Raw genomic sequence first — 16,729 nt, 5'->3', positions numbered from 1 at the left:
TTTAGGCCTGACGCTGGCGCTACTCGGCAGATTTACGTTCCAGAACAATCTTCCAGAACGCGTCGATCAGCGGTTCATGCAGCCGCTTTTTCGGCGCGCAGACGCCGAGCTCGAACGGCATTTTCTCGTCGCTGCGTTCTAAAATCATCACGCGGTTACGTACCGGCTCTGGGCTGTTTTCCAGCACCACTTCCGGCAGCAGCGCCACGCCGCAGCCCAGCGCCACCATTGAGACCATCGCTTCATGACCGCCTACCGTAGCGTAAATCGATGGGTTGCTGATTTTGTGACGGCGGAACCACAGCTCAATGCGGCGGCGGACCGGCCCCTGGTCGGCCATGATAAACGGCACCGTCGACCAGTCGGGTTTCTCGACGGAAACCTGATTACGCACCGGGCAGGGCAGCGCCGGGGCGATCAGCACCACCGTCAGATTCTCCAGCATCGAGAACGCTACCGCGCCGGGCAGTGTCTCGGGCTTACCGGCAATCGCCAGATCGGCTTCACCAGTGACCACTTTGTCCATCGCATCGGCGGCATCGCCGGTGGTGAGCTTGATTTCAACCGACGGGTGTTCAGCGCGGAAGCGATCAAGTATCGGTGGCAGGTGGCTGTACGCGGCGGTGACGGAGCAGAAGATATGTAACTCGCCTGACAGTGACGGTCCTTGCTGATCGAGGGTGTGGCGCAACTGCTGGTATTGCAGCAGCGTCTGCTGGGCGAATACGCGCAGCTCTTCGCCCGCTTCGGTCAGCGTGACCGTACGGTTATCGCGCACAAACAGCGGCTGGCCGAGATCTTCTTCCAGGCGCTGAATCTGGCGCGAAAGCGTGGAGGGGCTGACGTGCATTGCCCGTGCGCTGCGGCCAAAGTGGCGACTTTCAGCCAAATGCAGGAACATTTTCAGATCGCGTAAATCCACAGACGAGCCTCCGATTTTCTACGTTGCATAAATTGCAACGTGATGTTGTGAATATATCAATTTCCGCAATAAATTTCCTGTTGTAATGTGGATTCAATCTCGCAAATACAAATCTGCGAACCGAATAATAAGCACCACAACACAACATCACGGAGTACACCATCATGGCTAACTACTTTAATACACTGAACCTGCGCCAGCAGCTGGCACAGCTGGGTAAATGTCGCTTTATGGGCCGCGACGAATTCGCCGATGGTGCGAGCTACCTTCAGGGTAAAAAAGTGGTCATCGTCGGCTGTGGCGCTCAGGGTCTGAACCAGGGCCTGAACATGCGTGACTCCGGTCTGGATATCTCCTACGCACTGCGTAAAGAAGCCATTGCTGAGAAGCGTGCTTCCTGGCGTAAAGCGACCGAAAACGGCTTCAAAGTGGGTACCTACGAAGAGCTGATCCCGCAGGCTGACCTGGTGGTTAACCTGACGCCAGACAAGCAGCACTCCGACGTTGTACGTTCGGTACAACCGCTGATGAAAGATGGCGCGGCGCTGGGCTATTCACACGGCTTCAACATCGTCGAAGTGGGCGAGCAGATCCGTAAAGACATCACCGTTGTGATGGTGGCACCGAAGTGCCCGGGTACTGAAGTTCGTGAAGAGTACAAACGTGGCTTCGGTGTACCGACCCTGATCGCCGTTCACCCGGAAAACGATCCGAAAGGCGAAGGTATGGCGATTGCTAAAGCCTGGGCTGCGGCCACCGGCGGTCACCGTGCGGGCGTGCTGGAGTCCTCCTTCGTTGCGGAAGTGAAATCTGATCTGATGGGTGAGCAGACTATCCTGTGCGGTATGCTGCAAGCCGGTTCTCTGCTGTGCTTCGATAAGCTGGTGGAAGAAGGTACTGACCCGGCATATGCTGAAAAACTGATTCAGTTCGGCTGGGAAACCATCACCGAAGCGCTGAAGCAGGGCGGCATCACCCTGATGATGGACCGTCTGTCTAACCCGGCGAAACTGCGTGCTTATGCGCTGTCCGAACAGCTGAAAGAGATTATGGCGCCGCTGTTCCAGAAACACATGGACGACATCATTTCCGGCGAATTCTCTTCCGGCATGATGGCTGACTGGGCTAACGACGATAAGAAACTGCTGACCTGGCGTGAAGAGACCGGTAAAACCGCGTTCGAAACCGCCCCGCAGTTTGAAGGTAAAATCGGTGAGCAGGAGTACTTCGATAAAGGCGTTCTGATGATTGCGATGGTGAAAGCGGGCGTTGAGCTGGCGTTCGAAACCATGGTGGATTCCGGCATCATCGAAGAATCTGCGTACTACGAATCACTGCACGAGCTGCCGCTGATCGCGAATACCATCGCCCGTAAGCGTCTGTACGAAATGAACGTGGTTATCTCCGATACCGCAGAATACGGCAACTACCTGTTCTCTTACGCTTGCGTACCGCTGCTGAAAGAGTTCATGACCACCCTGCAGACCGGCGACCTGGGCAAAGCGATTGCCGAAGGTGCGGTAGACAACGCGCAGCTGCGCGACGTGAACGAAGCAATCCGTAGCCACGCTATCGAGCAGGTTGGTAAGAAACTGCGCGGTTACATGACCGATATGAAACGCATTGCCGTTGCTGGCTAAATAGGATGTCGGGTGGCGCTTGCGCTTACCCGACCTACGCACAGCAGATGTAGGCCGGATAAGGCGTAGCCGCCATCCGGCAAAAAAATCCCGGTGCCTGAACGCTCCGGGATTTTTTATTAGTTACGGTACAGCACCTTAATGATGTGATAACCGAACTGGGTATGCAGCGGGCCGGTCGGCTCCAGCACCGGGCAGGAGAAGACGACTTTATCGAACGCCGGAACCATCTGGCCCTGACGGAATTCACCTAAATCACCGCCGCGTTTGCCTGATGGGCAGATAGAGTGTTTCTTCGCCAGTTTGCCGAAGTCTGCGCCGTTTTTAATCTGTTCCAGAAGATCCAGTGCCAGTTTCTCTTCTTTAACAAGGATATGCACTGCTGCTGCTGTTTTTGCCATGATCGTGCCTTGAGTGGGGTGGTTAAGGCTGGCTATACTACCACGCTGTTATTCTCCCCTCCCGACTTTCATGAGTGACCCTTTATGCGTTTGAACCCCGGACAACAACAAGCCGTCGAATTCGTCACCGGACCTTGCCTGGTGCTGGCGGGAGCGGGTTCCGGCAAGACGCGTGTTATCACCAACAAAATCGCCCATCTGATCCGTGAATGTGGTTATCAGGCACGCCATATTGCAGCCGTGACCTTTACCAATAAGGCTGCGCGCGAGATGAAAGAGCGCGTGGCGCAAACGCTGGGTCGTAAAGAGGCGCGTGGGTTGATGATCTCCACCTTCCACACCCTGGGACTGGATATCATTAAGCGTGAATATGCGGCGCTGGGGATGAAGTCTAACTTCTCGTTGTTTGACGATACTGACCAGGTGGCCTTGCTCAAGGAACTGACCGAAGGGCTAATCGAAGACGATAAGCTTATCCTCCAGCAGTTGATCTCGACGATCTCCAACTGGAAAAACGATCTGATGACTCCGGCACAGGCGGCAGCCAGCGCCAAGGGCGAGCGCGATCGTATTTTTGCCCACTGCTATGGTCTGTATGACGCGCATATGAAGGCGTGTAACGTCCTCGATTTTGACGATCTGATCCTGCTTCCCACGCTGCTGCTACAGCGCAATGAAGAAGTGCGTGAGCGCTGGCAAAACAGAATCCGCTACCTGCTGGTGGATGAATATCAGGATACCAACACCAGCCAGTACGAGCTGGTGAAGTTGCTGGTAGGTAAACGCGCGCGCTTTACCGTCGTGGGCGATGACGATCAGTCGATCTACTCCTGGCGCGGCGCCCGTCCACAGAACCTGGTACTGTTAAGCAAAGATTTTCCGGCTTTGCAGGTGGTGAAGCTGGAGCAAAACTACCGTTCATCAGGTCGCATCCTGAAGGCGGCGAACATCCTTATTGCGAACAATCCACACGTCTTTGAAAAGCGACTCTTTTCCGAGTTGGGTTACGGTGCTGAACTGAAGGTACTGAGTGCCAATAATGAAGAGCACGAAGCGGAACGCGTGACCGGGGAATTAATTGCCCATCATTTTGTGAACAAGACGCAGTATAAAGACTACGCCATCCTGTATCGCGGTAATCATCAGTCGCGCGTGTTCGAAAAGTTTCTAATGCAGAACCGTATCCCGTACAAAATTTCCGGCGGAACGTCGTTCTTCTCGCGTCCGGAGATTAAAGATCTGCTGGCCTATCTGCGCGTGCTGAGCAACCCGGATGACGATAGCGCATTTTTGCGTATCGTAAATACGCCAAAACGTGAAATCGGCCCGGCCACGCTGCAAAAGTTGGGGGAATGGGCGATGACACGTAATAAAAGCCTGTTTACCGCCAGCTTTGATATGGGGCTTAGCCAGACACTGACCGGGCGCGGGTATGATTCTCTGACTCGCTTTACGCACTGGCTGGGGGAAATTCAGCGTCTGGCGGAGCGTGAGCCGGTTGCCGCTGTGCGCGATCTTATCCACGGTATTGATTACGAATCCTGGCTGTATGAAACCTCGCCGAGCCCGAAAGCGGCTGAAATGCGTATGAAAAACGTCAATACGCTGTTCAGTTGGATGACGGAGATGCTGGAAGGCAGTGAGCTGGAAGAGCCAATGACCCTGACCCAGGTTGTTACCCGCTTTACCCTACGCGACATGATGGAACGTGGAGAGAGTGAAGAAGAGCTGGATCAGGTGCAATTAATGACACTGCATGCCTCAAAAGGGCTGGAGTTCCCATACGTGTTTATGGTGGGAATGGAAGAAGGATTTTTGCCGCACCAGAGCAGTATCGATGAAGACAATATCGACGAAGAACGTCGTCTGGCTTATGTAGGGATTACGCGTGCACAAAAAGAGCTCATCTTCACGCTATGTAAAGAGCGTCGTCAGTATGGTGAGCTGGTGCGTCCGGAACCGAGTCGTTTCCTTCTGGAGCTGCCACAGGATGACGTTATCTGGGAGCAAGAGCGAAAAGTGGTGAGCGCAGAGGAACGGATGCAAAAAGGTCAGGCCAGCATCGCTAATATTCGGGCAATGATGGCGAAAGCTAAAGCGAAGTAGGTATTTTATGGGCCGGATATGTGTAAGCACTATCCGGCAACCAACATCTAATGAACGTCCAGCGGCCAATGGACATAGCTTTGCCACTGGCTTTCCTGATCGATTAACTCTTTACCCAGCGGATGATGTTCCAGCCAGCCTTCTGGTAGAGTGACCGTCAGGTGCTCGTTTCTTGCATCCAATTGAATTTCCGGCACAAGATCGTCACGGCGACGACTGGCGAAGATGATCGCCAGGCGTAGCAAACGACAAAGATGCTCCGCGATGCGCGGCGGCACTGCGTTTTGCTGGTGGAGCGAAGAGAGATCGACGGGATTGGTCTGGTTGAGTAACAGCGTCGCTAGCAGTTTCTTTTGCGCAGGGGTAAAACCCGGGAGATCGAGATTGCGCACCAGATAAGCGGCATGCTGTGGTGCCTGTTTAAAATCAACGCTTAGGCCAATTTCATGCAGCTGACAGGCACTAATCAGTAATTCGCGGCTAATCGGTTCAAGATGCCACTTTTTTTCTACCTGATCGAGAAATTTAGTCGCTAAATTGGCAACGCGATGTGCTTGCTCTGTATCGACCATAAAGCGACGCTGGATATTGCGTAATGTGCGGCTACGAATATCCTGATCCACCGCCAGATGCAGCATACCGTAGACCAGACCTTCACGTAATGCGCCTCCGGCCAGGGTCATGCATTGAATGTTCAGTTCGGTGAAAATAGCAATCAGAATGGCCAGCCCGCTGGGGAAAACCAGCGCACGTTCCAGCGTTAACCCTTCGATCTCCAGCTCTTCCAGACGACCGCAGTGAATGGCACGCTGCTTAAGCTGCTGAAGTTTGGCCAGCGTAATGCGCTCATCCATGCCCTGCGCCATCATGATTTCCTGCAACGCCTGGACGGTGCCAGAGGCACCAACGCAAACTTTCCAGCCATGAAAACGCAGTTTGTCGGCGACCGGGCGCAGAACTTCGCGAGCGGCTTTCTCGGCCTCGTCAAAGTTTTCCTGTGCCAGATTACGATCGGTAAAATAGCGTTCGAGCCAGGTGACGCAGCCCATTGACAGGCTGAACAGGGAAGTGGTTTGCGCGCCAGAACCGGTAACCAGTTCAGTGCTGGCCCCGCCAATGTCGACGACCAGACGCTGATCTGCACCGCCGGTAGTGTGGGCCACACCTTGATAAATCAGGCGCGCTTCTTCTTCACCGCTAATCACCTGGACAGGGCAGCCGAGGATCTCTTGCGCTTTAGCAATAAACACATCGGCATTTACGGCAATGCGTAATGTTGCCGTGGCGACCACGCGGATTTGTGGATGCGGGATATCCTGCAGACGTTCTGCAAACAGGCGCAAACATTGCCAGCCGCGCTCCATTGCTTCAACAGAGAGCTCGTTGTCACCGTTGAGTCCAGCAGCCAGACGCACTTTGCGTTTGATACGAGTGAGCGTCTGGATGCTTCCTGCCACCTCGCGTACAACCAGCATATGAAAACTATTTGATCCGAGATCGATTGCCGCATACAGCGAAGTAGAATTCATACACTTCATCCTTCAACCTGTATCTGTGTTGGCTGCGTTCTCTCACCCGAATCACTTACTAAAGTAGGTTCATCAGGATTCGTTTTCTTGCCGCCTTGATACAGGCTGAATGATTTTGTGTATGGCATAACTTTTCTTAACCTGAACGACGACGATTACGCGGAGCACCACCGGTACGGCGTGGGCCATTGCCTGTGCGCGGGCGCGTTAAGCGCAACGGCTTCGGCAGATCGGTCATCAGCGCATCCGGGTTATATTTGCTGACCGGAATCGAGTGGCCGATATAGGTCTCGATTGCGGGTAAATTCAGCGCGTACTCTTCACAAGCGAGGCTGATAGAGTGACCGCTTGCACCAGCACGACCGGTACGACCGATACGGTGAACGTAATCTTCACAGTCATCCGGCAGGTCATAGTTAAATACGTGCGTTACGGCTGGGATATGCAGACCACGTGCAGCAACATCCGTCGCAACGAGAATGTCGATATCGCCACGGGTGAATTCATCGAGGATTCGCAGACGTTTTTTCTGCGCCACGTCACCGGTCAGCAGACCGACACGATGGCCGTCTGCAGCAAGGCTGCCCCAGATATCTTCACAACGATGCTTGGTGTTAGCAAAAACAATGGCGCGATCTGGCCACTCTTCTTCAATCAGCGTTTGCAGCAAACGCATTTTCTCTTCGTTGGAGGGGTAGAAGAGCTCTTCTTTAATGCGATGGCCAGTTTTCTGTTCCGGTTCGACTTCAACGTACTCAGCGTTATTCATTTGTTCGAACGCCAGTTCGCGAACGCGATAAGAGAGGGTTGCAGAAAACAGCATATTCAGACGTTGGGTGGTTGGCGGCATACGACGGAACAGCCAACGGATATCTTTAATAAAGCCCAGATCGTACATACGATCGGCTTCATCCAGCACCACGACCTGAATCGCGCCCAGATTAATGTGGTTCTGTTTTGCATAGTCGATAAGACGACCGGTCGTGCCGATAAGAATATCGACGCCGCTTTCCAGCACTTTCAGCTGTTTATCGTAACCGTCGCCGCCATACGCCAGGCCTAATTTCAGACCAGTGGTCTGTGCCAGCGGCTCGGCATCGGCGTGGATCTGCACGGCTAACTCACGCGTTGGCGCCATAATTAACGCACGCGGTTGGTTCACCTTGCGATCGGCAATCGCGGGATGAGAGAGAAGATAATGAAACGTTGACGTCAGGAACGCCATCGTTTTTCCGGTACCGGTTTGCGCCTGCCCGGCAACATCACGACCAGCCAGCGTTAGCGGCAGCGCGAGGGCCTGAATGGGCGTACAGTTATGAAAGCCTTTGTTTTCAAGGGCTTCTATCACCTTTGGGTGCAGGGCGAAGTCGGAAAACTTCTGTTCTGTTAAATGTGTTTTGCTCATAGTGTGGTAGAATATCAGCTTACTATTGCTTTACGAAAGCGTATCCGGTGAAATAAAGTCAACCTTTAGTTGGTTAATGCTACATCAACACGTCGTTGATTAATGCTACACCAATGCACCAGGCTTATTCCTGTGGAGTTATTATGAGCGATAAAATTATTCACCTGACTGACGACAGTTTTGACACGGATGTACTCAAAGCGGACGGAGCAATCCTCGTTGATTTCTGGGCAGAGTGGTGCGGTCCGTGCAAAATGATCGCTCCGATTCTGGATGAAATCGCTGACGAATATCAGGGCAAACTGACGGTTGCTAAATTGAACATTGACCAAAACCCAGGCACCGCGCCGAAGTATGGTATCCGTGGCATCCCGACCCTGTTGCTGTTTAAAAACGGCGAAGTTGCGGCGACAAAAGTCGGCGCGCTGTCTAAAGGTCAGTTGAAAGAATTCCTCGACGCTAATTTAGCGTAAGGAAGTCTCATGATCGGGCGACCATACTTCGAAATGATTCGGATGACTGGACGCCCGACTTGAGTCGTGCTAAGTTAGTGTTGACTTCGTATTAAACATACCTTATTAAGTTTGAATCTAGTTATATCCAATACTTCCCGTTGTTTCTCGCGCGAGAAGTGGACAGATTCCTGGCTTGTCACTCAATCCGTCTTGTCGTTTCAGTTCTGCGTACTTTCCTGTGACCAGACAGCGAACAGACATGAGTTGATGGCCGTAAACAGGCATGGATGACCCTGCCATACCATTCACAACATTAAGTTCGAGATTTACCCCAAGTTTAAGAACTCACACCATTATGAATCTTACCGAATTAAAGAATACGCCGGTTTCTGAGCTGATCACTCTCGGCGAAAATATGGGCCTTGAAAACCTGGCTCGTATGCGCAAGCAGGACATTATTTTTGCCATCCTGAAGCAGCACGCAAAGAGTGGCGAAGATATCTTTGGTGACGGTGTGCTGGAGATATTGCAGGATGGATTTGGTTTCCTCCGCTCTGCAGACAGCTCCTACCTCGCCGGTCCTGATGACATCTACGTTTCTCCCAGCCAAATCCGCCGTTTCAACCTCCGCACTGGTGATACCATTTCTGGTAAGATTCGCCCGCCGAAAGAAGGTGAACGCTACTTTGCGCTGTTGAAAGTTAACGAAGTTAACTACGACAAACCAGAAAACGCCCGTAACAAAATCCTCTTTGAGAACTTAACGCCGCTGCACGCAAACTCCCGTCTGCGTATGGAGCGTGGTAACGGTTCTACTGAAGACTTAACGGCGCGTGTACTGGATCTGGCATCGCCGATCGGTCGTGGCCAACGTGGCCTGATTGTTGCTCCGCCGAAAGCGGGTAAAACCATGCTGCTGCAGAACATCGCGCAGAGCATTGCATACAATCATCCTGACTGCGTGTTGATGGTGCTGCTGATTGACGAACGTCCGGAAGAAGTTACCGAGATGCAGCGTCTGGTGAAAGGTGAAGTGGTTGCGTCTACCTTTGACGAACCTGCCTCCCGCCATGTTCAGGTTGCGGAAATGGTTATCGAGAAGGCGAAACGTCTGGTTGAACACAAGAAAGACGTTATCATTCTGCTTGACTCCATCACCCGTCTGGCACGTGCATATAACACCGTGGTTCCTGCTTCCGGTAAAGTACTGACCGGTGGTGTGGACGCCAACGCCCTACATCGTCCGAAGCGTTTCTTTGGTGCTGCACGTAACGTGGAAGAGGGCGGTAGCCTGACCATCATCGCGACTGCGCTGATTGATACCGGCTCTAAAATGGATGAAGTTATCTACGAAGAGTTTAAAGGTACCGGCAACATGGAACTGCATCTCTCCCGTAAGATTGCTGAAAAACGCGTCTTTCCGGCTATCGACTACAACCGTTCTGGTACCCGTAAAGAAGAGCTGCTCACCACCCAGGAAGAGCTGCAGAAAATGTGGATCCTGCGCAAAATCATCCATCCTATGGGTGAAATCGACGCAATGGAATTCCTCATTAACAAACTGGCGATGACCAAGACCAATGACGACTTCTTCGATATGATGAAGCGTTCCTGATTCGGGCATCATCTGAAAACGCCACGTTTTTACGTGGCGTTTTGCTTTTGTGGATGTAATCTTAACGACACAATAATAATAATCCGGTATGACATACCGCCTGGTGACGAAGGGTTGTAATTCGTATTTTGTGGTTAATAATCATACAGAACCACCTGATATGGAGTCGGGTTTCTCTTCTGAATAATCGCCTGGATGGTTATACTTCATATATTGATATTCTCTGAGAGTATGTATAGTGAATTTACTGACAGCAAGTACTGATCTCATCAGTATTTTTTTATTCACAACGCTGTTTCTTTTCTTTGCCCGCAAGGTTGCGAAAAAGATTGGATTGGTGGATAAACCCAACTTCCGTAAACGTCATCAGGGACTGATTCCGCTGGTTGGGGGGATTTCGGTTTACGCAGGCATTTGCTTTACCTTCCTCATCGCCGATTATTATATCCCGCATGCTACTCTCTACCTGGCCTGTGCCGGTGTGCTGGTGTTTATCGGTGCCCTGGACGATCGTTTTGATATCAGTGTAAAAATCCGCGCGACCATCCAGGCCCTTATTGGCATCATTATGATGTCAGTGGGCAAACTCTATCTGCTAAGCCTTGGCTATATTTTCGGCCCTTGGGAGATGGTGCTCGGTCCTTTTGGTTATTTCCTGACCCTGTTTGCCGTCTGGGCGGCGATTAACGCCTTCAATATGGTCGATGGGATCGATGGTCTGCTCGGTGGGCTATCCAGCGTCTCATTCGCAGCGATGGGGCTTATTCTGTGGTTCGATGGCCAGACAAGCCTGGCAATCTGGTGTTTTGCCATGATCGCCGCCATTCTGCCTTACATCCTGCTGAACCTGGGGATTCTCGGACGCCGCTATAAAGTCTTTATGGGGGATGCGGGAAGTACGTTGATTGGCTTCACGGTGATTTGGATTCTGCTGGAGACTACCCAGGGGCCAACGCATCCTATTAGCCCGGTCACGGCTCTGTGGATTATTGCCATTCCGTTAATGGATATGGTGGCAATTATGTATCGCCGTTTACGTAAAGGCATGAGCCCTTTCTCCCCGGATCGCCAACATATTCACCATTTAATCATGCGCGCCGGGTTTACTTCCCGACAGGCTTTTGTCCTGATTACGCTGGCTGCTGCGATCCTGGCTTCTATCGGCGTGTTGGCTGAATATTCTCGTATTGTCCCGGAATGGGTGATGTTGGTGCTCTTTTTACTGGCGTTTGTCCTGTACGACATCTGTATAAAACGCGCCTGGAAGGTGGCGAGATTTATCAAACGCTGGAAGCGCAAGTTGCGTAGAAACCGTGACAGTAAACCAAACTTAACCAAATAAATTGAGGGTACGATGACACAACCATTACCGGGGGAACATGCCATGAGCGCTGAAAATGAACTGGACATCCGTGGGTTGTTTCGTACTTTGTGGACAGGGAAGGTGTGGATCGTCGGTATGGCTCTCGCCTTCGCGTTAGTCGCTCTCGCCTATACGTTTTTTGCTCGTCAGGAGTGGAGCGCGACGGCGATTTCAGACAGGCCAACGGTTAATATGTTGGGTGGCTATTACTCTCAGCAGCAGTTCTTACGTAACCTGGACATCAAGGCCAGTCTTGCATCAGCGGATCAGCCGTCAGTGATGGATGAAGCCTATAAAGAATTCATCATGCAACTTGCTTCCTGGGATACGCGTCGTGAATTCTGGCAGCAGACTGATTATTACAAGCAACGTATGGTGGGTAACAGCAAAGCCGATGCGGCGATGCTGGATGAACTGATCAATAACATTCAGTTTATGCCTGGCGATGCGGTTCGTAATACCAATGACAGCGTGAAGCTGATTGCCGAGACGGCACCTGATGCCAACAATCTGTTGCGTCAGTACGTTGCGTTTGCCAGTCAGCGTGCTGCGCGTCATCTGAACGACGAGTTAAAGGGAGCCTGGGCTGCACGCACCGTGCAGATGAAGGCACAAGTTAAACGCCAGGAAGAAGTGGCGAAATCGCTCTTCTCCCGCCGTGTTCACAACATTGAGCAGGCGCTCAAAATTGCTGAACAGCATAATATTTCGCGTACTTCTACGGATGTTCCTGCTGAGGAATTACCGGATTCTGAACTGTTCTTGCTTGGACGTCCTATGCTGCAGGCGCGACTCGAGAACCTGCAATCTGTTGGTCCTGATTTCGATCTGGACTACTTCCAAAACCGAGCCATGCTTAACACACTGAACGTTGGGCCAACTCTGGATCCGCGTTTTCAGACCTATCGTTATTTGCGTACGCCGGAAGAACCGGTAAAACGTGACAGCCCTCGTCGTGCTTTCCTGATGATTATGTGGGGCATCGTTGGGGCTCTGATCGGTGCTGGTGTCGCGTTAACCCGCCGCCGCACGATCTAGCAATATCGTTGCAGTGAGGGGCTGGGCCCTCACTGCCAATCCGAAGAGAATCGATGTGAAAGTACTGACTGTATTTGGCACGCGACCAGAGGCCATAAAAATGGCACCTCTGGTTCATGCGTTGGCAAAAGATCCTGATTTTGAGGCAAAAGTTTGCGTCACGGCGCAGCATCGGGAGATGCTCGATCAGGTGTTGAACCTCTTTTCCATTGTACCTGACTACGATCTCAACATTATGCAGCCAGGTCAGGGACTAACAGAAATTACCTGCCGAATACTGGAAGGATTAAAGCCAATTCTGGCTGATTTTAAACCTGATGTGGTGTTGGTTCATGGTGATACCACAACGACCATTGCCACGAGTCTGGCTGCGTTCTATCAGCGCATCCCGGTGGGGCATGTAGAGGCTGGTTTACGTACTGGTGATCTCTACTCTCCCTGGCCAGAAGAGGCGAATCGGACGCTGACCGGGCGTCTGGCTATGTATCATTTTGCGCCAACAGAAAACTCGCGCCAAAATTTGTTACGGGAAGCTATTCCCGAAAATCGTATTTTCGTCACAGGCAATACGGTGATTGATGCGTTGATCTGGGTTCGCGACCGCGTACTGGCGAACGATGAATTGCGTGCTGAATTAGCAGAGCATTATCCTTTCCTGAGCTCGGATAAAAAGATGATACTGGTGACCGGTCATCGTCGTGAAAGCTTCGGTCGCGGTTTTGAACGCATATGTCACGCGCTGGCGGAAATTGCTGCGGCTAATCAGAACGTACAGATTGTCTATCCGGTGCACCTGAATCCTAACGTTAGCGAACCGGTTAATCGCATTCTGGGTCACGTTGAAAACGTCATCCTGATTGAACCGCAGGATTACATGCCGTTTGTCTGGCTGATGAATCATGCCTGGCTGATCCTGACCGACTCCGGTGGGATTCAGGAAGAAGCCCCATCTTTGGGGAAACCGGTACTGGTGATGCGCGAAACGACGGAACGTCCGGAAGCGATTACTGCAGGTACAGTACGTCTGGTAGGGACAGACCCGCAGCGTATTGTCGAAGAAGTCACGCGTTTGCTGCATGACGATAATGAATATCAGACCATGAGCCGCGCCCATAATCCGTATGGTGACGGGCAGGCATGTGGCCGCATTTTACACGCGTTAAAAAATAATCGGATATCGCTATGAGTTTTACGACCATTTCTGTCATTGGGCTGGGTTATATCGGACTGCCGACGGCGGCTGCCTTTGCTTCCCGTCAAAAGCATGTGATTGGCGTAGATGTAAATCAACACGCGGTGGATACCATTAATCGCGGTGAAATTCATATCGTTGAGCCAGATTTGGGCGCCGTGGTGAAAACGGCGGTCGAAAATGAATTTCTGCGTGCGACCACAACCCCTGTAGATGCGGATGCCTTTCTGATTGCTGTGCCTACTCCGTTTAAGGGGGAGCACGAACCCGATATGGTTTATGTGGAAGCCGCAGCCAAGTCTCTTGCTCCGGTGCTGAAAAAAGGCGCGTTGGTGATCCTTGAATCGACGTCGCCTGTCGGGGCTACCGAACAGATGGCCACATGGCTGGCTGAAATGCGTCCTGATTTGACTTTCCCGCAGCAGGTCGGTGAACAGGCTGACGTCAATATTGCCTATTGCCCTGAACGCGTGCTGCCAGGTCAGGTGATGGTTGAACTGATTAAAAACGACCGCGTGATTGGGGGAATGACCTCCGTCTGTTCCGCGCGTGCTAGCGAACTGTACAACATTTTCCTTGAGGGTGAATGTGTCGTGACCAACGCGCGCACAGCGGAAATGTGCAAGCTGACTGAAAATAGCTTCCGCGACGTCAATATCGCCTTCGCTAATGAGTTGTCGCTGATTTGCGCCGATCAGGGGATCAACGTCTGGGAACTGATTCGCCTGGCAAATCGCCATCCGCGCGTGAATATTTTGCAGCCGGGTCCGGGTGTTGGCGGGCACTGTATCGCGGTTGATCCGTGGTTTATCGTGGCGCAGAACCCGCAACAGGCTAAATTGATCCGTACCGCGCGTGAGGTAAACGACGGTAAGCCTCATTGGGTGGTCGATCGGGTAAAAGCTGCCGTGGCCGACTGTCTGGCGGATACCAATAAACGGGCCAGCGAAGTGAAAATTGCCTGTTTTGGTCTGGCATTTAAACCGAATATTGATGATTTACGTGAAAGCCCGGCGATGGGAATTGCGCAAAGTATCGCGCATTGGCACAAAGGCGAAACATTGGTGGTGGAACCGAATATCCATCAACTGCCGAAAAAACTGGACGGTCTGTGCCAACTGGCAACGCTGGACGATGCCCTGGGAAGCGCCGATGTGCTGGTCTTGCTGGTCGACCACAATGAATTTAAAGCCATTAAAGGCGATGCGGTTCACCAGCAATATGTCGTTGATACCAAAGGGGTCTGGCGGTGAAAATCCGCGCCAGTATTGAGCCGCTTAGCTGGGAAAATACGTTCTTTGGCGTGCATAGCGCCATTGTGCGTTTTGACCAACACGCGTCGGTTCTGACTGCGGATGCGTTGCAGCCCTGGTCGCGGGTACAGGCAAAAATACCTGCCGCCAATACCCAAGCATTAGATGCCCTGCAACAGCTGGGCTTCTCACTGGTTGAAGGTGAAGTAGATTTTGTGCTGCCAGTGACGTGTGCGCATGGTGACCCCGGTGCGCAGGTCGCACAAACTACGGATATCCCTGCATTACGCCATCTGGCAGGACAGGCGTTCGCGCAAAGTCGTTTTCGCGCCCCGTGGTATGCCGCAGATGCCAGCGCGCGTTTTTATGCGCAGTGGATTGAAAACGCGGTGCTGGGGACGTTCGATCATCAATGCCTCGTTTTTCGTACACCAACAGGTGAGATTCGTGGCTATGTCTCGCTGCGTGAACTGAATGCGACCGAGGCGCGAATTGGCCTGCTAGCCGGGCGTGGGGCGGGAGCAGAACTGATGCAGGCCGCGCTTTGCTGGGCGCAGGCTCACGGTAAAACAGCACTGCGTGTGGCGACCCAAATGGGCAATACCGCCGCGCTTAAACGTTATATACACAGTGGTGCGAATGTGGAAAGCACCGCGTATTGGTTATACAGGTGACACGATGATTCCATTTAACGCACCGCCGGTGGTGGGCACTGAACTCGATTACATGCAGGCTGCGATGAACAGCGGCAAACTGTGTGGCGACGGCGGTTTTACCCGTCGCTGCCAGCAGTGGCTGGAACAGCATTTTGGCAGCGAGAAAGTATTGCTGACGCCTTCCTGCACCGCATCGCTTGAGATGGCGGCATTGCTGCTGGATATCCAGCCTGGCGATGAAGTCATTATGCCAAGCTATACGTTTGTCTCCACGGCCAATGCTTTCGTGCTGCGAGGCGCGAAAATTGTCTTTGTTGATATCCGCCCGGATACCATGAACATTGACGAAACGCTGATTGAAGCGGCGATCACCGACAAAACCCGCGCGATTGTGCCGGTGCATTACGCGGGCGTGGCCTGCGAAATGGATACTATTATGGCGCTGGCGACCAAACATAACCTGTTTGTGGTGGAAGATGCGGCCCAGGGCGTTATGTCGACTTACAAAGGTCGGGCGCTGGGGACGATTGGTCACATCGGTTGCTTTAGCTTTCATGAGACCAAAAACTATACCGCAGGTGGTGAAGGCGGCGCGACGCTGATTAATGATAAAAAATTAGTCGAACGTGCAGAGATCATCCGTGAAAAAGGGACAAACCGCAGCCAGTTTTTCCGTGGCCAGGTAGATAAATATACCTGGCGTGATATCGGCTCCAGTTATTTGATGTCCGATCTACAGGCCGCCTATCTGTGGGCGCAGCTGGAAGCAGCGGACCGCATTAACCAGCAGCGTCTGACTCTGTGGCAGAACTACTATGATGCTCTTGAACCGCTGGCGCGTACCGGACGTATCGAGCTGCCTTCTGTACCGGACGACTGCGTGCAAAACGCCCATATGTTTTACATCAAGCTGCGCGATATCGACGATCGCACGGCGTTGATTAACTTCCTAAAAGAAGCTGAAATTATGGCGGTGTTCCACTATATCCCGCTGCATGATTGCCCGGCTGGCGACAAATTCGGCGTATTTGCCGGTGTTGATCGTTACACCACCAAAGAGAGCGAGCGTTTGCTGCGTTTACCGTTGTTCTACAACCTGTCGCCGGTCAACCAGCGAACGGTAATTTCGACCTTACTCAACTACTTCGCCTGAA

The 16,729-nt window shown here is 52.3% G+C and carries 15 protein-coding genes; 11 read left to right on the top strand and 4 right to left on the bottom strand.

Features of this window, described 5'->3' with window-relative positions; genetic code table 11:
* Positions 1–19: 19 nt before the first annotated feature.
* Positions 20–922 carry an HTH-type transcriptional activator IlvY gene (ilvY, locus tag SK33_RS23390; protein WP_048220135.1) on the bottom strand — a complete coding sequence of 301 codons (903 nt, stop codon included), beginning with the start codon at positions 920–922 and terminating at the stop codon, positions 20–22.
* Between the two features lie 164 nt (positions 923–1,086).
* Between ilvY and ilvC the strand changes: the two genes are divergently transcribed.
* On the top strand, positions 1,087–2,562 hold the full coding sequence (gene ilvC, locus SK33_RS23385) for a ketol-acid reductoisomerase (RefSeq protein ID WP_003018001.1): 1,476 nt from the start codon (positions 1,087–1,089) through the stop codon (positions 2,560–2,562).
* 119 nt (positions 2,563–2,681) lie between these two features.
* On the opposite strand, the gene ppiC is transcribed toward ilvC, so the two are convergent.
* Positions 2,682–2,963, bottom strand: coding sequence for a peptidylprolyl isomerase PpiC (ppiC, locus tag SK33_RS23380; RefSeq protein ID WP_003017999.1), 282 nt, complete (start codon positions 2,961–2,963; stop codon positions 2,682–2,684).
* 84 nt (positions 2,964–3,047) lie between these two features.
* Between ppiC and rep the strand changes: the two genes are divergently transcribed.
* A complete protein-coding gene (rep, locus tag SK33_RS23375) occupies positions 3,048–5,069 on the top strand; it encodes a DNA helicase Rep (protein WP_003829018.1) in 2,022 nt (673 codons plus the stop codon).
* A gap of 47 nt (positions 5,070–5,116) precedes the next feature.
* Here the strand turns inward: rep and gppA are convergent, their stop codons facing one another.
* Both gppA and rhlB read right to left on the bottom strand, forming a co-directional pair.
* Positions 5,117–6,598 (bottom strand): guanosine-5'-triphosphate,3'-diphosphate diphosphatase, encoded by a 1,482-nt coding sequence (gene gppA / locus SK33_RS23370; RefSeq protein WP_003017996.1) that lies wholly within the window; start codon positions 6,596–6,598, stop codon positions 5,117–5,119.
* 136 nt (positions 6,599–6,734) lie between these two features.
* A complete protein-coding gene (gene rhlB / locus SK33_RS23365; RefSeq protein ID WP_003017994.1) occupies positions 6,735–8,003 on the bottom strand; it encodes an ATP-dependent RNA helicase RhlB in 1,269 nt (422 codons plus the stop codon).
* A gap of 143 nt (positions 8,004–8,146) precedes the next feature.
* On the opposite strand from rhlB, the gene trxA reads away from it, so the two are divergent.
* The 9 genes from trxA to rffA all read left to right on the top strand — a co-directional run bounded on the left by trxA (position 8,147) and on the right by rffA (position 16,728).
* Positions 8,147–8,476 carry a thioredoxin TrxA gene (gene trxA / locus SK33_RS23360; RefSeq protein ID WP_001280776.1) on the top strand — a complete coding sequence of 110 codons (330 nt, stop codon included), beginning with the start codon at positions 8,147–8,149 and terminating at the stop codon, positions 8,474–8,476.
* Positions 8,477–8,606: 130 nt separating this feature from the next.
* Positions 8,607–8,726 carry a rho operon leader peptide gene (locus tag SK33_RS23355; protein ID WP_049259789.1) on the top strand — a complete coding sequence of 40 codons (120 nt, stop codon included), beginning with the start codon at positions 8,607–8,609 and terminating at the stop codon, positions 8,724–8,726.
* Positions 8,727–8,813: 87 nt separating this feature from the next.
* Positions 8,814–10,073: a transcription termination factor Rho gene (gene rho, locus SK33_RS23350; RefSeq protein WP_002437993.1), complete on the top strand. Its 1,260-nt coding sequence runs from the start codon at positions 8,814–8,816 to the stop codon at positions 10,071–10,073.
* A gap of 238 nt (positions 10,074–10,311) precedes the next feature.
* Positions 10,312–11,415, top strand: a complete 1,104-nt coding sequence (gene wecA / locus SK33_RS23345) for a UDP-N-acetylglucosamine--undecaprenyl-phosphate N-acetylglucosaminephosphotransferase (protein ID WP_003017991.1) — start codon at positions 10,312–10,314, stop codon at positions 11,413–11,415.
* A gap of 12 nt (positions 11,416–11,427) precedes the next feature.
* Entirely contained in the window at positions 11,428–12,474 is a 1,047-nt protein-coding gene (wzzE, locus tag SK33_RS23340; protein ID WP_032950620.1) for an ECA polysaccharide chain length modulation protein, read from the top strand.
* Between the two features lie 55 nt (positions 12,475–12,529).
* Positions 12,530–13,660 (top strand): non-hydrolyzing UDP-N-acetylglucosamine 2-epimerase, encoded by a 1,131-nt coding sequence (wecB, locus tag SK33_RS23335; protein WP_032950621.1) that lies wholly within the window; start codon positions 12,530–12,532, stop codon positions 13,658–13,660.
* Positions 13,657–14,919: a UDP-N-acetyl-D-mannosamine dehydrogenase gene (gene wecC, locus SK33_RS23330; RefSeq protein ID WP_048220136.1), complete on the top strand. Its 1,263-nt coding sequence runs from the start codon at positions 13,657–13,659 to the stop codon at positions 14,917–14,919. The genes wecB and wecC overlap by 4 nt, the downstream gene beginning before the upstream one ends.
* Positions 14,916–15,593 carry a dTDP-4-amino-4,6-dideoxy-D-galactose acyltransferase gene (rffC, locus tag SK33_RS23325; RefSeq protein ID WP_003841192.1) on the top strand — a complete coding sequence of 226 codons (678 nt, stop codon included), beginning with the start codon at positions 14,916–14,918 and terminating at the stop codon, positions 15,591–15,593. The genes wecC and rffC overlap by 4 nt, the downstream gene beginning before the upstream one ends.
* A gap of 4 nt (positions 15,594–15,597) precedes the next feature.
* Positions 15,598–16,728: a dTDP-4-amino-4,6-dideoxygalactose transaminase gene (rffA, locus tag SK33_RS23320; RefSeq protein WP_003017973.1), complete on the top strand. Its 1,131-nt coding sequence runs from the start codon at positions 15,598–15,600 to the stop codon at positions 16,726–16,728.
* Position 16,729: the final 1 nt, after the last annotated feature.

Source organism: Citrobacter sp. MGH103, from assembly GCF_001034475.2.
GTDB lineage: Bacteria > Pseudomonadota > Gammaproteobacteria > Enterobacterales > Enterobacteriaceae > Citrobacter > Citrobacter freundii.
This window is presented reverse-complemented; position numbering and strand designations above follow the sequence as displayed.